This is a genomic window from Paenibacillus sp. P32E (assembly GCF_001909085.1).
Lineage (GTDB): Bacteria > Bacillota > Bacilli > Paenibacillales > Paenibacillaceae > Paenibacillus_AQ > Paenibacillus_AQ helianthi.
Window position 1 is genome coordinate 1 of sequence record NZ_LVYY01000026.1, and the last position, 17,354, is coordinate 17,354.

General features: G+C 47.5%; 18 protein-coding genes, 1 tRNA gene and 2 rRNA genes. 15 read left to right on the plus strand and 6 right to left on the minus strand.

Annotation, left to right across the window (positions count from 1 at the left end):
- From A3848_RS21735 to A3848_RS21785, 11 genes are all read left to right on the plus strand, one after another.
- A 23S ribosomal RNA gene (locus A3848_RS21735) occupies nucleotides 1-246 on the plus strand; the annotation flags it as partial.
- A 77-nt stretch (nucleotides 247-323) separates the two neighbouring features.
- Nucleotides 324-440 (plus strand): 5S ribosomal RNA (gene rrf, locus A3848_RS21740).
- Nucleotides 441-866: 426 nt separating this feature from the next.
- Nucleotides 867-2,324: an IMP dehydrogenase gene (gene guaB / locus A3848_RS21745; protein WP_074086992.1), complete on the plus strand. Its 1,458-nt coding sequence runs from the start codon at nucleotides 867-869 to the stop codon at nucleotides 2,322-2,324.
- A gap of 126 nt (nucleotides 2,325-2,450) precedes the next feature.
- Nucleotides 2,451-3,851 (plus strand): D-alanyl-D-alanine carboxypeptidase family protein, encoded by a 1,401-nt coding sequence (locus A3848_RS21750; protein ID WP_074086955.1) that lies wholly within the window; start codon nucleotides 2,451-2,453, stop codon nucleotides 3,849-3,851.
- A 113-nt stretch (nucleotides 3,852-3,964) separates the two neighbouring features.
- Nucleotides 3,965-4,846 carry a pyridoxal 5'-phosphate synthase lyase subunit PdxS gene (gene pdxS / locus A3848_RS21755; protein ID WP_074086956.1) on the plus strand — a complete coding sequence of 294 codons (882 nt, stop codon included), beginning with the start codon at nucleotides 3,965-3,967 and terminating at the stop codon, nucleotides 4,844-4,846.
- A gap of 19 nt (nucleotides 4,847-4,865) precedes the next feature.
- Nucleotides 4,866-5,450 (plus strand): pyridoxal 5'-phosphate synthase glutaminase subunit PdxT, encoded by a 585-nt coding sequence (gene pdxT / locus A3848_RS21760; RefSeq protein ID WP_074086957.1) that lies wholly within the window; start codon nucleotides 4,866-4,868, stop codon nucleotides 5,448-5,450.
- Between the two features lie 85 nt (nucleotides 5,451-5,535).
- A complete protein-coding gene (gene serS / locus A3848_RS21765; RefSeq protein WP_074086958.1) occupies nucleotides 5,536-6,825 on the plus strand; it encodes a serine--tRNA ligase in 1,290 nt (429 codons plus the stop codon).
- A 64-nt stretch (nucleotides 6,826-6,889) separates the two neighbouring features.
- Nucleotides 6,890-6,978 (plus strand) — tRNA-Ser (locus tag A3848_RS21770).
- A gap of 162 nt (nucleotides 6,979-7,140) precedes the next feature.
- Nucleotides 7,141-7,482, plus strand: a complete 342-nt coding sequence (locus A3848_RS21775; RefSeq protein ID WP_074086959.1) for a hypothetical protein — start codon at nucleotides 7,141-7,143, stop codon at nucleotides 7,480-7,482.
- Nucleotides 7,483-7,496: 14 nt separating this feature from the next.
- Nucleotides 7,497-7,649, plus strand: a complete 153-nt coding sequence (locus A3848_RS21780) for a small acid-soluble spore protein P (protein ID WP_074086960.1) — start codon at nucleotides 7,497-7,499, stop codon at nucleotides 7,647-7,649.
- Nucleotides 7,650-7,753: 104 nt separating this feature from the next.
- Complete coding sequence (locus A3848_RS21785; RefSeq protein ID WP_074086961.1) at nucleotides 7,754-8,851, plus strand: hypothetical protein; 1,098 nt, start codon at nucleotides 7,754-7,756, stop codon at nucleotides 8,849-8,851.
- 108 nt (nucleotides 8,852-8,959) lie between these two features.
- On the opposite strand, the gene A3848_RS21790 is transcribed toward A3848_RS21785, so the two are convergent.
- Nucleotides 8,960-9,526: a GNAT family N-acetyltransferase gene (locus A3848_RS21790; RefSeq protein ID WP_074086962.1), complete on the minus strand. Its 567-nt coding sequence runs from the start codon at nucleotides 9,524-9,526 to the stop codon at nucleotides 8,960-8,962.
- Between the two features lie 18 nt (nucleotides 9,527-9,544).
- Nucleotides 9,545-10,003, minus strand: a complete 459-nt coding sequence (gene tadA / locus A3848_RS21795; RefSeq protein ID WP_371916015.1) for a tRNA adenosine(34) deaminase TadA — start codon at nucleotides 10,001-10,003, stop codon at nucleotides 9,545-9,547.
- Between the two features lie 347 nt (nucleotides 10,004-10,350).
- Here tadA and A3848_RS21800 point away from each other — a divergent pair, with 347 nt between their 5' ends.
- Together A3848_RS21800 and rluF are read left to right on the plus strand one after the other, a co-directional pair.
- On the plus strand, nucleotides 10,351-12,666 hold the full coding sequence (locus tag A3848_RS21800) for an ATP-binding protein (RefSeq protein ID WP_074086964.1): 2,316 nt from the start codon (nucleotides 10,351-10,353) through the stop codon (nucleotides 12,664-12,666).
- 1 nt (nucleotide 12,667) lies between these two features.
- Nucleotides 12,668-13,369, plus strand: a complete 702-nt coding sequence (rluF, locus tag A3848_RS21805; protein ID WP_074086993.1) for a 23S rRNA pseudouridine(2604) synthase RluF — start codon at nucleotides 12,668-12,670, stop codon at nucleotides 13,367-13,369.
- A 93-nt stretch (nucleotides 13,370-13,462) separates the two neighbouring features.
- On the opposite strand, the gene motB is transcribed toward rluF, so the two are convergent.
- On the minus strand, nucleotides 13,463-14,278 hold the full coding sequence (gene motB / locus A3848_RS21810) for a flagellar motor protein MotB (protein WP_074086965.1): 816 nt from the start codon (nucleotides 14,276-14,278) through the stop codon (nucleotides 13,463-13,465).
- Nucleotides 14,262-15,062, minus strand: coding sequence for a flagellar motor stator protein MotA (gene motA / locus A3848_RS21815; protein ID WP_074086966.1), 801 nt, complete (start codon nucleotides 15,060-15,062; stop codon nucleotides 14,262-14,264). Before motA ends, motB begins: the two co-directional genes overlap by 17 nt.
- Nucleotides 15,063-15,266: 204 nt before the next feature.
- On the opposite strand from motA, the gene A3848_RS21820 reads away from it, so the two are divergent.
- Nucleotides 15,267-15,560 (plus strand): hypothetical protein, encoded by a 294-nt coding sequence (locus tag A3848_RS21820; protein WP_074086994.1) that lies wholly within the window; start codon nucleotides 15,267-15,269, stop codon nucleotides 15,558-15,560.
- A gap of 232 nt (nucleotides 15,561-15,792) precedes the next feature.
- Nucleotides 15,793-16,080 carry a 4a-hydroxytetrahydrobiopterin dehydratase gene (locus A3848_RS21825; protein ID WP_074086967.1) on the plus strand — a complete coding sequence of 96 codons (288 nt, stop codon included), beginning with the start codon at nucleotides 15,793-15,795 and terminating at the stop codon, nucleotides 16,078-16,080.
- Between the two features lie 129 nt (nucleotides 16,081-16,209).
- Here A3848_RS21825 and A3848_RS21830 read toward each other — a convergent pair whose 3' ends face one another.
- Nucleotides 16,210-16,569, minus strand: coding sequence for a c-type cytochrome (locus A3848_RS21830; RefSeq protein WP_074086995.1), 360 nt, complete (start codon nucleotides 16,567-16,569; stop codon nucleotides 16,210-16,212).
- A 95-nt stretch (nucleotides 16,570-16,664) separates the two neighbouring features.
- The gene (locus A3848_RS21835; RefSeq protein WP_074086968.1) at nucleotides 16,665-17,150 is read right to left on the minus strand and encodes a GNAT family N-acetyltransferase; all 486 of its coding nucleotides are present in this window, start codon (nucleotides 17,148-17,150) and stop codon (nucleotides 16,665-16,667) included.
- Nucleotides 17,151-17,354: the final 204 nt, after the last annotated feature.

Here is a 17,354-nt window from a genome sequence, read left to right on the forward strand (position 1 = left end):
CTGTCCTTAGTACGAGAGGACCGGGATGGACGTACCGCTGGTGCATCAGTTGTTCCGCCAGGAGCATGGCTGAGTAGCTACGTACGGACGGGATAAGCGCTGAAAGCATCTAAGCGTGAAGCCCCCCTCAAGATGAGATTTCCCAGTATGTAAGACCCCTTGAAGACGACGAGGTAGATAGGTTGGAGGTGGAAGTGCAGCAATGCATGGAGCTGACCAATACTAATCGGTCGAGGGCTTATCCAAATCATATAACGCAGATTCGTTTCGGATTCAGTTTTCAGGAATGAAGGTTCCTGAAGCATTTACGCTGTAAATGCCCGTTTGGTGGCGATAGCGGAGGGGTTCCACGCGTACCCATCCCGAACACGACCGTTAAGCCCTCCAGCGCCGATGGTACTTGGACCGAAGGGTCCTGGGAGAGTAGGACGCCGCCAAGCACATGAAGCCATTGTTGAGCAATCGACAATGGCTTTTTTGTTGTTTTGGCGGAATTTGAGGGATACTAGTAAGGAGATGTTCTGTTTACCTTATGAGGGTTGCCGTGTTGGCAGCGAATGGCTATAGATATTTATTGATGAAGTGTCCACTCCAAACGGACTTTCGTCCAAGAATTCGCTTACTCGTAGGCAGTTTTCTGAATAACTTCTCCCGTGATGTAATATTCTTGACAGGCCAAAAACCCTTTGCTAAGATGGCAATAATATATTTTTGGACAAGCATCTCAAACCTTAACTGAAGATACGAAAACGTATAGCTTCTAGGTCTTTATCAGTGTCTATCGGGTATGGACTTGAACCTTAGTTTCTTCATTCATAAAGTTTGCAGGCGTTTAGAATAAAGACATTTGAGGAGGAATGACCCAGGTGTGGGAAGATAAGTTTGGCAAAGAGGGATTAACTTTTGATGATGTGCTGCTGGTACCGCGTAAATCCGAGGTGCTCCCGAAAGAAGTGGAATTAACTACGGTATTAAGCAAGAATGTGAAGCTGAATATCCCTTTGATGAGTGCGGGTATGGACACAGTTACGGAAGCAGCAATGGCGATTGCTATTGCGCGTGAGGGCGGCATCGGCATTATTCATAAGAATATGTCCGTGGAGCAGCAAGCGGAAGAAGTGGACCGTGTTAAGCGTTCCGAGAGTGGCGTTATTACCAATCCCTTTTCCCTTACACCAGAACACTGGGTATCTGACGCCGAAGTCCTGATGGGTAAATATCGTATCTCCGGTGTGCCTATTGTAGATGACAACAACAAGCTGGTTGGAATTTTGACCAACAGAGACTTGCGGTTTATTCATGATTTCAATATTCAGATCAAAGAAGTAATGACGCATGAGAACTTGGTGACTGCTGCCGTAGGCACTACCCTTCAGGAGGCTGAAGTTATCCTGCAGCGCCATAAGATTGAGAAGCTGCCTTTGGTGGATGAGAACAACATTCTTAAGGGTCTGATTACAATAAAAGATATCGAGAAGGCCATTCAATTCCCGAATGGTGCCAAGGATGCCCAAGGCCGCCTGCTGGTTGGCGCTGCCATCGGCATCTCTAAGGATACGTTTGAACGGACAGAAGCATTGGTAAAAGCCGGTGTCGATCTCATCACTGTAGATTCTGCACATGGGCACCATATCAATATTATTGATGCTGTCCGCAAACTACGCGAACAATATCCGGATCTTACCATTGTGGCTGGTAATGTTGCCACCGGTGAAGCCACCCGTGAGTTGATTGAAGCCGGAGCATCAGTGGTTAAGGTGGGAATTGGACCTGGATCGATCTGTACCACACGTGTTATCGCCGGTATCGGTGTACCTCAAATTACAGCCATCTATGATTGTGCAACAGTGGCCCGCGAGTACGGTGTTCCCATTATTGCGGACGGCGGAATCAAATACTCCGGGGAGATCACCAAAGCCATTGCTGCAGGAGCATCTGCAGTTATGATGGGTAGCTTGTTCGCAGGTACGGACGAAAGCCCTGGGGATTCGGAAATTTATCAGGGACGTAAATTCAAAGTTTATCGGGGCATGGGCAGTATGAGTGCCATGAAGCAGGGAAGTAAAGATCGTTACTTCCAGGATGATGACAAGAAGCTGGTTCCTGAAGGTATTGAAGGACGCGTTGCTTTTAAAGGCAGTCTCTCAGATACGGTTCATCAGCTGATTGGCGGACTTCGTTCAGGGATGGGCTATTGTGGAACCAAGACATTGGAGGAGCTTCGTAATGATACCTCTTTTATCCGGATTACTGGAGCCGGTCTGCGTGAGAGTCACCCGCACGATGTGCAAATTACCAAGGAAGCACCTAACTATTCCCTGTAAGATTGGATAATCGGCATTTTAAGGGCAGATAGGACGAAATTCGTCCTGTCTGTCTTTTTTTGAAGGTACCCCTGTGTTAGAATAGAACAAGCAATGGATATGAGGGCAAAAGGAGAGTAGTAATCATTGAAGTACAAGCATAAATTCAGCAGTAAACAATTAGTGATTAAGACAGCGACAGTAGGTTTGCTTTTAAATATGCTGGCCTCACCTGTGAATTCGGCACTGGCTGATGCAGTAAAGGCCCCCGCTACTACAGAGTCAGGCACAGCAGCTACAAGTAAAACTGGAACCAAGGCAACAACTGCAGTCAAGATTCCTTCTGTAGAATCGCTGGGTTTGAATCTGAAATCAGCCGTTCTGCTGGAACCTACTACAGGTGAAGTGCTGTTATCACTAAATGCGGATGTGCCTCTGCCTCCGGCGAGCATGACCAAGATGATGACAGAGTATCTAGTTACAGAAGCCGTTAACAAAGGCCAGCTATCATGGGATAAAAAAGTCGTGGTGCAGGAGAATGCCTCCAAACAAATTGGATCACGTATTTTTTTGGCACAAGGGGACGAACATACAGTCAAAGAGCTATACGTAGCCATGGCGGTAGGCTCTGCAAATGATGCCACGGTAGCTTTGGCTGAAGAGGTTGCTGGATCTGAACAGCAATTCGTTGCTCTAATGAACGAAACAGCACAGAAGATGGGGATGAAGACCGCCTATTTCATCAATGCGACCGGGCTCGACCGGGATGATATGCCTGCGAAATTCCGGCCTGACACAGATCGTGAAACCGTAATGTCTGCTATGGATGCGGCACTCTTGGCTAAATTCATTGTAACCGATCATCCGGATTTCACGGATTTCACTACCATTCAATCCTACAAATTCCGTGAGCGTGATAAAGCGCCAATGGTTAACTATAACTGGATGCTGGAAGGAAACAAAGATGTCACGAATTTTAAAGCTTACGCTTATCCGGGGCTTGATGGTCTGAAGACTGGACATACTTCCAATGCGGGTAATTGTTTTACAGGTACAGCTGTCCGCGGCGGGATGCGGCTGATCAGTGTGGTAATGGGAGCCGATTCGGAGCCTCACCGTTTCACAGAAACCAAGAAAGTTCTCGATTTTGGTTTTAATAATTTTGAGATTAAGCAGGTTGTTGCTCCTAAGGCAGTTATTGCGGGCAATGAAACCGTTCCTGTATTAAAAGGGAAGAACAAAGACGTCTCCGTTGTAACGGATGCTGGCGTAACATTTATCGTACCAAAGGGAACTGTATCTCCACAAATTAAAACGACTGTTGTCACCAATGATCCATCAACCTTGGTTGCACCGATAGCCGGAGCCAGCAAAGTAGGGAAAGTCACTTATTCCTACCAGGTGGAAGGTATCAATCAGGTTCAGGAGAAGACCGTTAACCTGATTACGGCTGAAGAGGCAGAGAAGGCCGGTTGGTTCAAACTGCTGATGAGAGCCATAGGAGAGTTTTTTGGCGATCTGTTTAAAGGAATTAAGAACTTGTTCTAACGGCTGAAAAATGTCGAAAACAGGAGAAAATCCGAGTAAATAGGTTGTATATATAGCCGCCTTGCGGTAAAATTATATGTTAGATTAAGTAAGTTCATACGGGAGGCTTGGTCATGGAAACAGGAACATCGCGTGTAAAAAGAGGCATGGCAGAAATGCAAAAAGGCGGCGTCATTATGGACGTCATGAATGCAGAACAGGCAAAAATTGCTGAGGCTGCCGGAGCAGTAGCCGTTATGGCACTGGAACGCGTCCCTTCTGATATTCGTGCAGCGGGCGGTGTAGCCCGGATGGCCGATCCTACGATTGTGGAAGAGGTTATCAAGGTAGTAAGCATTCCCGTTATGGCCAAAGCCCGCATCGGACATTATGTAGAAGCGAAGGTTCTGGAATCCCTCGGTGTGGACTATTTGGATGAGAGTGAAGTACTCACTCCGGCTGATGAAGTGTTCCATATTAACAAACGTGAATTCACAGTTCCTTTTGTATGTGGCGCCAAAGATCTGGGTGAAGCGCTTCGCCGTATAAACGAAGGTGCTTCCATGATCCGTACCAAAGGCGAACCGGGAACAGGTAACATTGTTGAGGCCGTACGTCATATGCGGTACATCAACAGCCAAATCCGAAAGGTGACTAATCTTTCACTGGATGAGTTGTATAATGAAGCGAAGACACTGGGTGTTCCTTACGAACTGCTGCTTGAAGTACATCAGTTAGGTAAATTGCCGGTTGTTAACTTCGCTGCAGGCGGTGTAGCAACACCGGCGGACGCCGCTTTGATGATGCATCTGGGTGCCGATGGCGTGTTCGTTGGTTCTGGTATTTTCAAATCGGATAATCCTGAGAAGTTTGCCCGTGCAATCGTTGAAGCAACTACTCACTTCACCGATTACAAGCTGATTGCAGAAGTATCCAAGAACCTCGGCACCCCAATGAAGGGAATCGATATTGCCTCATTGTCACCGGCAGAACGCATGTCGGAACGCGGCCGTTAACAGAGAGAAGGTTGTCCCGATGAAAATAGGAGTGCTGGCGCTTCAAGGCGCTGTAACAGAGCATATTGTCAGTATAGAGAAAACCGGGGCTCAGGGCCTGCCTATCAAACGTGTAGAGCAGCTGGAGGAGATCGAAGGATTGATTATACCCGGCGGCGAAAGCACTACGATAGGCAAGCTCATGCGCAAGTATGGCTTCATTGAAGCCATCCGTGATTTTGCTGGTCAGGGGAAGCCTATTTTTGGGACATGCGCGGGCATGATCGTACTGGCGAAGCATATTGCGGGGGGCGAACCTGGACATTTAGAGCTGATGGACATCACCGTTGCCCGGAATGCCTTTGGCCGCCAGCGGGAGAGTTTTGAATGTGATCTGCAGGTTAAAGGAATCCTTGAACCGGTGCGCGCTGTATTCATCCGTGCTCCTCTTATTAACGAGGTTGGGCCGGAAGTTGAGGTGCTCACACTCTATAACGATGAGATTGTGACTGCCCGCCAGGGGAATCTGCTTGTATCCTCTTTTCATCCGGAGTTGACAGATGATTATAGGCTGCATCAATACTTTGCCGATATGGTAGAGCGTAGTGTAGTGGCCAATCAATAGAACCGCATATAAGAACATTCCGACTCTTTCAAAGCTGCAAACAGCATTTTGAAAGAGTTTGGGCTGTTTTCAGGAGGGAAACTTTGTGCTAGATGTAAAAATATTGCGAAGTGATTATGCTCGAGTAGAAGAGGCACTGAAGAAACGGGGCAAATCGCTTGAACTGATTGCCGAATTTCCACAGCTGGATCTGCGCCGCCGTGAGCTGCTGCAAGAGACCGAAGGATTGAAAAACCGACGCAACACCGTATCAGGTGAAGTGGCGAAGAAGAAGAAGAACGGCGAACCTGCAGAGGATTTAATCGTTGAGATGCGTACGGTATCCGACCGGATTAAAGAGCTTGATGATGAAGTAAGAGTGCTTGAGACCCGTATTGAAGAATTGACGATGAGCATCCCTAATATTCCGCATGAATCGGTGCCGGTAGGCAAATCCGAGGAAGAAAATGTGGAAGTGCGCCGCTGGTCACAGCCGCGTGAGTTTGAATTTACACCGAAGTCACACTGGGAGCTGGGACAGCAGCTGGACATCATTGACTTTGAAGCCGCTGCCAAGGTTACTGGCTCGCGTTTTGTCTTTTATAAGGGTCTGGGAGCACGTCTTGAACGTGCACTTATCAACTTCATGATGGATCTTCACAGCGGGGAACACCATTATGATGAGATGCTGCCCCCGTATATCGTAAATAAGGACAGCCTATACGGCACCGGTCAGCTTCCTAAGTTCGAAGAGGATCTTTTCAAGCTCCGGGATACAGAATATTATCTGATTCCTACTGCTGAGGTTCCGGTAACCAATTACTATCGTGAAGAGATTCTTACGGCTGCGGATCTGCCGAAATATCATGTGGCTTACAGCTCCTGTTTCCGTTCTGAGGCTGGCTCGGCTGGCCGTGATACTCGCGGGCTCATTCGTCAGCATCAGTTCAACAAGGTGGAGCTTGTGAAGCTTACTACACCAGAGACCTCCTATGAGGAACTGGAGAAGATGACGGCAGATGCGGAACGCGTGCTACAGCTTCTGGAACTGCCATACCGGGTACTGGGACTCTGCACAGGTGATATGGGCTTCACCTCAGCCAAGACGTATGACCTTGAGGTATGGCTGCCTGAGAGCGGCATGTACCGTGAAATCTCCTCTTGCTCGAATACAGAAGACTTCCAGGCGAGACGGGCTAACATTCGTTTCCGCAAGGAGCCTAAGGCGAAGCCGGAATTTGTTCATACGCTGAATGGTTCTGCTCTTGCTGTTGGCCGTACGTTAGCCGCCATTCTGGAGAATAATCAGCAGGAAGATGGCTCGGTAGTAATTCCTACAGTACTACAGCCGTATATGCGTAATGTGAAAGTGATCAGCCCGAAAGCTGCACTATAATCATAGTTGCATAATGCTTGCATTGTGTGGTATAATCCTAATGCATGTGAAATTTAGATGCATTGGAGAGGTACCGAAGCGGTCATAACGGGGCGGTCTTGAAAACCGTTAGGGTGCAAGCCCACATGGGTTCGAATCCCATCCTCTCCGCCATTTCCTTTAAGAGATGAATACATGAAGATAGAAGCTGCCTTCTTTGGAAGGTGGCTTTTTTTGATCCAGCCGGATGGCTGGCTTTCGTTTGTTATGTACAGCAACAAGTATAAAAAACGCCCTTTCTCCGCAATGTAATAGGGAAGGAGGCTGATAATAACAATGAACCGACAATTACAGCTGGATCAGCAAAGTCTAGTTTCTGCTTGGCAGGAGCGCCTGCCTGCTCTGATGGAGGAGGGAGACAGCTTTAGCCTACAGGGTGATGCGGCGGACCCGAACAGTCTGCTCATTCATTTTAATGCTGCCGGACGGCAGGCCTATTCCCTTGATTTTCGTTGTACTTATGTCGATAGCCGTGAGGTAGCCGTAAGTTTGATTGATGCCGAAGAGGCTGGCCGCCCTACCGATGAGCGGGCGGATGCCGTTCAGTCATTGGCGCAGCAGTATACCAGACAAATTCATGAATGCGCACAGGCTCTTCAAGACCTTACCAATCCATAGGAGGAAACTTAAATATGAGCAAACCGAAGAGCATGCCTGTACCGGGCGTCGAGAACAACAATCAGGAGCGCCGCAAGGATCATAAACCCTCAGGTCCAGAGCCTTTATCCGGTTCCAAAAAGGTTAAACAGGCTAACCATGTAGACCATCATAATCCTCAGGGCTAATTTGCTTCTGGAGAATATATGTTGAGAAATGTTTCTCATTTTTCCCAAATGGTTTATCATTAGGGAGGGTGAAGAAACTTTTTACATGGGAGAGGAGATTTATAATGAACAAAAAATGGGGGTTGTCCGCTGCCGCATTGCTGCTAAGTGCTGCAATGATTCTGCCTGGCTGCGCGAACAAAGAGCAAGCACCTAAAGAAGCGTTGAAGTCAGCCGCTGTCAAAGCGACAACGCTCAAATCGTATGAGATGAAGAGCAAAGTGGTCATTAATAATCTGACTATTGATGCGCCAGCAAACGGGGAGTCGGATGCCACCACGGCGCAGGTGCTCAGTATGCTGAAGAATGCCGAGGTTACCGTTGATGGTGTCTATCAGGCAGATCCTATGCAAACTGAAATGACGCTGGTGCTCAATCTGAAGGGCGATATGACGATGTCTTTTAATATTCCAATGGTCATGACCGCGGAGAAGATGTATATCAAAGTACCTTCTATTCCGTTCCTGCCGCTTCCGAAGACGGTGGTTGGCAAGTTCGTAGAACTTGATCTGAAAGAACTGGCGGAGAAGCAAGGAACCGAATTTAACCCTGCCTCCATGGATACACAGAAGGTGCAGAAGCTCTCGAATGAGGTACTAAACACACTGCTTGGTGAATACGATGATCAAAAGTACTTCAGTGACATTAAGCCCAAGGACGGCGCTTTGCCGGAGGGTGTTGAAGCAAAACAGGTAGTTCAATTCAAAATCACCAATGATAACGTCAAAGAGGCACTTACTATTTTTGTGAATAATGCCCTGCCGAAGATCATCGATATCGTGGGTAAGCCAGAGTATAAGGAAATGTTGAATATTAAAGATACAGACCTGGCTAAGGTCAAAGAAGAGCTGCAGTCCAGTAAAAGCCGTGCAGAGTTCGACAAAGACCTGGCGGATTTGGGAACTTATCTGACAATCAATCAATTTCATATGAACACGGCTATCAACAAAGATGATTTTCCGGTGTATCAGGATCTGCTGATGGATATTAAAGTAAATGATCCTGACAAAGGTGAGAATCTCAGCGTATCCCTAAATGCCAGCAATCAATATAGTAAAATTAATGAAAAGCAGACCTTCACCATCGGTATTCCGAAGGGAGAAAACGTTATTACCATGGATCAGCTTGAAAAGGAATTTGGTTCTACGGGTACAACTTACTAAACAGACTCTGCAATTCGAAAATCCCGCATATGAGCGCCGTCTTGGCACACATGCGGGATTTTTGGCTGTATTGTATGTAAGTGGGAAGCTCTGTACCGGGAAACGCTGTTACTCCTCATCCGGCTGGACATCATCAGCAAGTATAGCGTACGTACGATGATCTTGCCACTGTCCATTAATTTGGATGAAACGCCGAGCTATTCCTTCAGCCTGAAACCCGTTCTTCTCCAGAACCCGGCGGGACCCGTGATTATGAAGTAAAATGGCAGCCTGCACTCTATGCAGGTCAAGGGAGCGGAATGCGAACTTAAGGACAAGCCGAACGGCGGCACTTGTGTACCCTTTTCCCTGTAAGGCATAATCCATGAAATATCCAATATCCGCAAACTGGCCAACACCGCGCACTACATTGGAGATGGTGATCTGGCCAATCAGCTGACCGTCCAATAAAAATATACCGAACATATATGCCCGGTCTTGCCTAGAATCCTCCAAACGTTGACCGATAAGCTGCAGCTGACTCTCAAGGGTAAAGTAATCCTCCTCCCTCAGAGGCTCAAAGGGCTGATGTTGTTCTTTATTACGCAGACGCAGTTGAAGTAGCTCACTTGCATCTTTGACCTCCAGCAGAGCAATATAAATGCCTTGAGGTGTGTCGTATAACTTATGAGACATGAAACGTCCTCCTTCATCCTAAGATTTCTTCCGAAGCCGGCGAAAAAAGGTGGTTAGCAGCTCTGCGCATTCCTGCTGCAATATGCCCTGAATGACCTCGGTCCGGTGATTAAAACGGGGTTCTTCCAGCAGATTCATTAGTGTGCCTGCGCAACCGGCTTTGGGGTCGGGTGTGCCATATACAGTAAGCGGTACTCTGGACTGGACCATCGCCCCGGCACACATGGGACAGGGCTCTAGGGTCACGTACAGCTGACAGTCCAGGAGACGCCAGGAATTGAGCAGAGTACTGGCCTCACGAATCGCAACCATCTCTGCATGGGCGGTAGAGTCCATGGTTGTTTCACGCAGATTGTAACCCCGGCCTATAATTCCCCCATTTCTGACTATTACGGCTCCGATAGGTACCTCACCCAGGGCCTCCGCCTTGCGCGCCTCCGCTATCGCTTCCCTCATCCAATATTCATGAACGGCCATTTCCTCCGAGGACAGTTCACTATGTATACGATTCAAGCTCATCTTCCCTTCCAAAACTACTCTTTGTGCAACGAACAAATATTCGTTCTTAACAAATTGTGCATAACTCTGTGGATAAAGCCCGACTTATACACAATTTTGTACACATCTCCATTTGATAAAATGTTTATATGTGCATAACCTGTGGATGGTTTCTTATTCATTGTAGAGAAAGTGTCTATAAAATTCAATATTTACCGAAGAAGGCTTTAGAAGTGAAATGTCTTTTCAAATGAGGGGGCAAAAGGTATGATAATGGTTGAACGCTCCGCTAGGATTTACCAGCGGATAAGAGGTGAACAGACAGCTTGTCTATAAAAATTAAGTTATCGGTAATCATTTTTGGTTCAGTACTTTTAATTCTGGCGCTAAATCTCACACTTAATCTTCAAGCAGCCCGTAACAATCTCCGTAATGAGAGCGTACAAAATATGAAGATGACCGCCAGTCAAATTGCCGTTTCCGTCGAGCAGAGCAGCTACAGCTCCAATTACGTGCAGCACCAGATCGCCCAGAACCTGAGACTGGCTGCTATTTTGGCTTCCAAGGAGCTAGATCCCGATATTAAAAATGTTAAGGACGCACAGCTGGTTGCTCTAGCCCATAAGCTGGGTGTGTCTAATATTTCACTTCTGGTCAAGACTGAGGATGATGTGGTCGTTGCCAAATCCTCGGATCCTGACGAACTTAATTTGTCTACCAAAGGCATGGGCTATTGGTATGTGGCTTTTCTCGAGCTGTTTGCGGGGCAGGAGGTATCAGTTGGGCAAGGGCAGAGCTTTGAGCATTTCTGGTCGGGGCCTTTTGAATATTCAACCTCCAATCCCAAATATATTGAGAAGTGGGGATACTATTATGATCCATCGAGAAACTACATTATAGATCCTTACATTCGCAGCACCGCTGTAAGCGATTATGTGAAGATTATGAACCCTGATGAGATTGTCCGCCAATCCAAAGGGGTCAATCCGGGGATCTTAGAGATCACAGGGATCAATCCCAAAACGTTTGGCGTATCAACCATGCAGTCCGATGGAAGTGATTCTGTATACCTTAAGCTGAAGAACCAGGCTATTAAGTATGGTACTTACAAATACGGCAACGTTGAAGAAGACAGGTCGGCGATTATGGAAGCGCTCAGCAGCGGTGAACCCATTACCCTGGACACACAAGCTCTTGGCAAAAGATTGCTGAAAACCTTCATTCCAATTAAGCAGCCTGGAGCTGAGGATTATGTCATCAGTGTAGTTATGGATTATTCAGTCATTTCATCGGTAATCCGGGAACAGCTGCTGAATAATGTGACTACGTCGGTTGTGCTGCTTATTGTATTTTTCATGGGAAGCTATATCCTTGCAGGTATCGTTACCCGGCCAATCCAAGATATCCTGGCAAAGGTCAACGATGTGGCCCGAGGCAAGTTCGAGCCTCCGCTGAATGTGGCCAGCCGTGATGAGCTTGGGCAATTGGCGCACCGTATTAATGCTATGACCTCACATCTGCTGCAGCACACGAACCGGCTGGGACAGACACTGGAAGAGAACCGGGCCGTCAAAGAGCGTCTGGAGTCTGTGATTAACGGTACCTCCGATGCGATTCATACGATGGATATGGAGGGCCGGATTATCAGCACGAACCGGGCCTTTGAGGAGTTGTACGGCTGGAGTGCGAATGATGTATGGCGTAAGATGCCTTATCTGGTGCCGGCCACTGCGCAGAAGCAGGAAGAAGCCAGGCTGAGAGAGCTGAAGAACGGCGCCATTCTGCCTCCGCTGGAGACTATAAGGTTAAAACGTGACGGCTCGCTTGTCGAAGTCAGCGTCAGCAGCTCGGTTATCCGTGACGAGGAGGGCAATCCGCAGTCTTTCGTCCATGTCTCCCGTGATATGACAGAGCGCAACCGGATCGAAGAACTGCTGAGACGCTCTGAGAAGCTGACGACCGTCGGCCAGCTCGCAGCCGGGGTTGCCCATGAAATAAGGAATCCGCTAACTACCCTGCGGGGATTTCTGCAGCTGCAGCAAGAGAAGAAGCTTCTGGTTCCGCTCCATATTGATCTTATGCTCTCGGAGCTGGAGCGGATTAATCTAATCGTAAGTGAATTTTTAATTTTGGCCAAACCGCAGGCCGTGCATTTCCAGCTAAGAGACGTCCGGCTTATTCTGGGTGATGTAATTTCGTTGCTGGACAGCCAGGCGCACTTGTTCGGCATTGAATTCGAAGCCCGGTTTTCCGAGCAGCCGGCAACGGTGCATTGTGAAGAAAACCAGCTGAAGCAGGTGTTTATCAACATTGTCAAAAATGCGATTGAGGCTATGCCTGATGGCGGTACGATTACACTGGAGCAACATATGACAGACGATATTGTAGTGATCGTTATCTCTGATGAGGGAGAAGGCGTTCCAGAGGATATGCTGCCCAAGCTTGGGGAGCCCTTCTTTACCAACAAGGAAACAGGAACAGGCCTTGGGCTCATGGTCAGCCAGAGAATTATCCAATCCCATAAAGGCAGCATGGAGATACATAGTGAATACGGGTGCGGGGCGGAAGTTACCATCAAGCTGCCTGCAGCAGGAGAGCAGGCTCCCGGACAGTCTATGAATGAAGAACGGAGTGAAGATTGAAGTGAGAATTAATAAGTTCATCAGTGAGACAGGATTCTGCTCACGGCGTGAAGCAGACAAGCTGGTGGAAGGCGGTAGAGTTAGCATCAACGGAGAGCGTGCTGTGCTTGGCAGTCAGGCTGGGCAGGGAGATGAGGTGCGGATAGATGGTAAACTGCTTGAAACGGGCAGTAAGGTCGTCTACATTGCACTGAATAAGCCGGTGGGCATTACTTCTACGACTGAAGCGCATATTCAAGGGAATATTGTCGACTTTGTCGGACATCATGAGCGTATATTCCCCATCGGACGGCTTGATAAAGATTCTGAAGGATTAATTCTGCTGACCAATGATGGAGATATCGTGAATAAAATATTACGGGCCGAGGGTAAACATGAGAAGGAATATATCGTGACTGTTGATCGGCCCCTTACCCCATCCTTCATTACCGGAATGTCGAGCGGAGTCAAAATACTGGGCAGCCGGACGCTTCCCTGTGAAGTAACGCGAATCAGTGAGCGGGTCTTTCGGATTATTCTTACGGAAGGCAAGAACCGGCAAATCCGCAGAATGTGTTCTGCTTTTGGGTACGAGGTACGGCACCTACAGCGCATCCGTGTGATGAATATCCGCCTCGGTACCCTGCAAACCGGAGAATGGCGTGAGCTCTCTGCCCAAGAGAAGCAGGAACTGGGTACCATGCTGAACTATAAGCTGCAGTAACGGCGGTTATTGGACATAGAATCAACAATAAAGAGCTGTTCTGAAGGTCTTATCCAGACCTTTCGGAACAGCTCTTGTTGAATATATAAGATTCTATTTTCCGGTAGCAGCAGGATCTATAGTCTGCGCCCCATCCAGATACTTCCGGAGTATGGAGACCTCTACGCGGCGGTTCTTTGCCCGGCCTTCAGCCGTTGAGTTGTCAGCGATCGGATGATATTCTCCATATCCGATGGGACTGAACTTAACCGGGTCCAGATAGGGATTTAACAGCAGGATCTTCATGAATTGTAGCGCACGGGCTACACTGAGATCCCAGTTGGAAGGATACTCACTGTTGGAGATTGGGATATTATCCGTATGGCCCTCTACCAGTACGTCGTAATCAGGAAATTGCTGTAGCATCGTAGAAATGGATTTCGCCAGCTGACGGGAATCATCCTTTACCACGGCTTGTCCGGAAGAGAACAAAGCATTGTCGCTAATGGTGATGGTTAACTGTGATTGATTCAGCTTGGTGCTGAGCAAATCAGTCAAACCATTATTCTTGATATACTGATCGAATTGCTTCTTCAGCTTCTCAAGCTCCTCTTGCTCTTTTTGTTTCAATTTGGCAATTTCATCCTTGCCGGTATTAGGGGCAATGACATTGTTCATTTTTTCTTCTTTACCCTGATCCATTTGAGTATTTGTAGGAGCGTCGGACTTATATTCCAGAACTCCGGACCCGCCGTTAAATACGGATTTGAAGGCTTGGGCCATTTGTTCAAATTTCTGGGCATCCGTAGCACTCATTGCGTACATAGCGAGGAAAAGGGCAACCAGGAGGGTCATCAGATCGGAATAGGGCAATAGCCAGGATTCATCGGCATGCTCTTCGTGCTCCTCATGTCTAGTCTTTTTGCTCACTCGAAGCCCCCTCCTTATTAGCTAGTTTTTCGCGTTCAGAAGGCGTAAGGAAGACGGAAAGCTTCTGATTGATGGCGATGGTAGATACCCCGGACTGGATAGATAGAAGCCCTTCTACCATCATTAGCCTGATCTCAATTTCACCTTTGGAGAGCCGCTTCAGCTTGGTCGCAATCGGATGCCATAGTACATAACCTGTAAAGATACCGACTATGGTGGCAATGAAGGCACCCCCGATGGCGTGAGCCAGTTTTTCGACTGCGCTCATATCCGAAAGTGCGGCAATCAGCCCGATAACGGCCCCGAGCACGCCCAGCGTTGGTGCGTACATACCTGCTTGTGAGAAAATCAGTGCTCCGGCTTTATGCCGATCCTCTGTAGCGTGGATATCTTCCATTAATACATCACGGACAAATTCCTGATCATTGCCGTCGATAATCATCCGCATGCCGTTTCGAAGGAAGTTGTCTTCAATTTCGTCCACCTTGGATTCCAGGGCGAGTAAGCCTTCACGACGGGTAATGGAGGCCCATTCCATGAACATGGTAATCAATTCCGATTTGCTGACCATCTTCTTTTTAACAAATATTAGCTTGAATAATGACGGGATTTTCTTCATTTCCGAGAGCGGGAAAGCTATAAATAAAGATGCGGCTGTACCTAATAAGATAATTACGTAAGCAGCGGGTGCTGCCAAGGCAGTTAACGGTGCACCTTTAAGAAACATCCCCCATACTATTGTAACCAGACCAAAAATCAAACCGATTATTGTTGAAATTTCCATTTATGCACCTCGTCCATGAGAATTAAGATATGATCTGACTATACCGCGTGTATCATCCATGACCAGCGGTGTGACACTCTGCGTCTGACCAATAACGTATATTCTTATTTATCGACAGCATTCCCTTTTTTGTGAAGTCATTTTTTCGGCTATAATGAGTAAGGCAGGTTATTATTCATCTATGGAGAAAACGGAGTGATTGACGTGGGTGTGAAGCATGGAAGAGATTACAGTGATATTCTGAGTGAACTGACAGAAGCGGTAGGAAGAATTTCTGACGGGTATGTATTTTTTGAGATGGAACCCGATGAATGGCAGGAGCTCCCGCAGGAATCGAAGACGGAGGTATGGGAAGCACTCGCTGAGGATTTGTTCTACGCCTTGGGCAATGAACCGGTGATCGAGGTTGGCAGCGGCGTTGTAATCTACGATAAAGAAACACACCGGATAAATATTTTACTGGGCGAAGAGGATCTGGCTTCAGTCCTCCTGGTCTAAAAAACAGACAACCTTAAGGCGGCCGGTTTGCCCGCAGCCTGTGCCACGTGGTAAAATTGATGGAGCAGAGTACTATTTGCCAGGGTTTGCGAATACAATAAACCGAAAAATAGCCATCATCCTGGCGCATCCCTTGGACTTTTATAAGCTGAGGGATGTTTTGTTTAAGGCATCAGGTATCATCGAATGGAGAAGAGCAATAAGCTGTTAATTTAGTAAGGGAGGAAGAACATTGCAATTTACGGAGGAAGAGCTGCGGGAGCAGGTGAGTAAGCTGGAAGGATGGAAGCTGGAACCGAGTACCCTGGTGCGCAAATACATGTTCAACGAATATATGAAAGGCATTGCCTTTGTGGATGAGGTTGCAGCCATATCGGAAGCATTCGAGCATCATCCGCATATTACGGTTGATTATAAAACTGTTGTCCTGCGTCTGTCTACCCTTGGGGAGGATGGCCTTACAGCACTCGATATCCGGCAGGCCCATGAATTTAATGAGGCTTTTGAGAAGAACCGTTAAGAATCTATCTCATATGAGGCCGATCAGATTGGAAATTCATAACCCTTATATAAAAGAATGCCCGGTACAGGATCAATATGATCCGTGCACGGGCATTTTGTGTTCCATATGATGAGATAAGAAGTAAGGTTATTTCTTCTCCGCAAGCCACATCGCTACATTCGCGATCTCCTCAGGCGCCAGCTTATCCTTGAAAGAAGGCATCTGTCCGCGGCCTTTGGTGACAATGGTGAAAATCTCTCCGGCGTCATGCTTGCCGCCTTCCTGCTGGAGGCTAGGGCCTACGCCGCCCTGAAGCTGGTCACCATGGCAGGTGATGCAATTCGCCTTCTTTACTGTGGCCTCAGCGCTCGCCGCATCCATCTGCACTTCCGGCATCGTTGGTTTGTTCTCCTCGGCGACTTCGGCTTTGCCGGGCAAGGTGAACATTAAGATTACCGCAAAGGCACAGGCGGCAAAAAACAAACCGCTCATGATCCATTTCTGCATCTGCATCCGTCCCCTCCATGTAAGCTGCTTCCTACATTATACAAGAAGGTAAAGCGTTATCATAGCGTTTGTGACAAAAAAACGAATGATTTGTGCTATTTATCATAGACCATACAATAAAATAGCTTATCGCCCGTTGGAGTCCGGCGTTCATATGTATCCGTAATCGTAAAACCACTTTTTTGATAAGCACGAATGGCTCTCTGGTTCCAGGTAAGCACCTCCAGATCTATCTCGCGCTCCGGATATCGTGCCAGGGCTGCCTTGACGATGGCGCTCATGAACAGATGGCCCATGCCTTGCCCGCATAGATCAGGCCGCATACCAATTCCGAGCCGAACTACACCTTCCATCGGGAATAGCTGTGCAAAGCCACAGAGGAACCCTTGGCTGTTTACCACCGAGACGTATTGCTCACCCCGCAGCCGGGGATCGCCGAACTCAATGTCCAGAGCCTGCATTTGCTCCCAGGACATCCAGCCATAAATGTTGTACGGGGGTTTGTATACCCATTCACAAATTTCTGCAGCGTGATTAACTTCCATGGGGACAACGTAAAAAGTTACCGGAGAACTAATCATCCGCCATCCGCCTCCCTTCAGAACAAAACGTTATATCATAATTATATACAAAACGGTTCCATTTCGACGCATAAACAATATATTTTAGAAAATTACAAAAATCGCGGTTTTTTATGTTTTGCAAATAACGAGAAGGGTAAATAATTTTTATAAAGACAAAAAAACAAGCCCCCTCCAAGATTTCGGCAAAAATCCTGGATAAGA

Excerpts from the sequence above, each read along its gene's own strand:
- pdxS (WP_074086956.1), top strand. The coding sequence starts at position 3,965 with ATGGAAACAGGAACATCGCGTGTAAAAAGAGGCATGGCAGAAATGCAA.
- pdxT (WP_074086957.1), top strand. The coding sequence starts at position 4,866 with ATGAAAATAGGAGTGCTGGCGCTTCAAGGCGCTGTAACAGAGCATATT.
- A3848_RS21775 (WP_074086959.1), top strand. The coding sequence starts at position 7,141 with ATGAACCGACAATTACAGCTGGATCAGCAAAGTCTAGTTTCTGCTTGG.
- A3848_RS21780 (WP_074086960.1), top strand. The coding sequence starts at position 7,497 with ATGAGCAAACCGAAGAGCATGCCTGTACCGGGCGTCGAGAACAACAAT.
- A3848_RS21785 (WP_074086961.1), top strand. The coding sequence starts at position 7,754 with ATGAACAAAAAATGGGGGTTGTCCGCTGCCGCATTGCTGCTAAGTGCT.
- A3848_RS21790 (WP_074086962.1), bottom strand. The coding sequence starts at position 9,526 with ATGTCTCATAAGTTATACGACACACCTCAAGGCATTTATATTGCTCTG.
- tadA (WP_371916015.1), bottom strand. The coding sequence starts at position 10,003 with ATGGCCGTTCATGAATATTGGATGAGGGAAGCGATAGCGGAGGCGCGC.
- motA (WP_074086966.1), bottom strand. The coding sequence starts at position 15,062 with ATGGAAATTTCAACAATAATCGGTTTGATTTTTGGTCTGGTTACAATA.
- A3848_RS21830 (WP_074086995.1), bottom strand. The coding sequence starts at position 16,569 with ATGCAGAAATGGATCATGAGCGGTTTGTTTTTTGCCGCCTGTGCCTTT.
- A3848_RS21835 (WP_074086968.1), bottom strand. The coding sequence starts at position 17,150 with ATGATTAGTTCTCCGGTAACTTTTTACGTTGTCCCCATGGAAGTTAAT.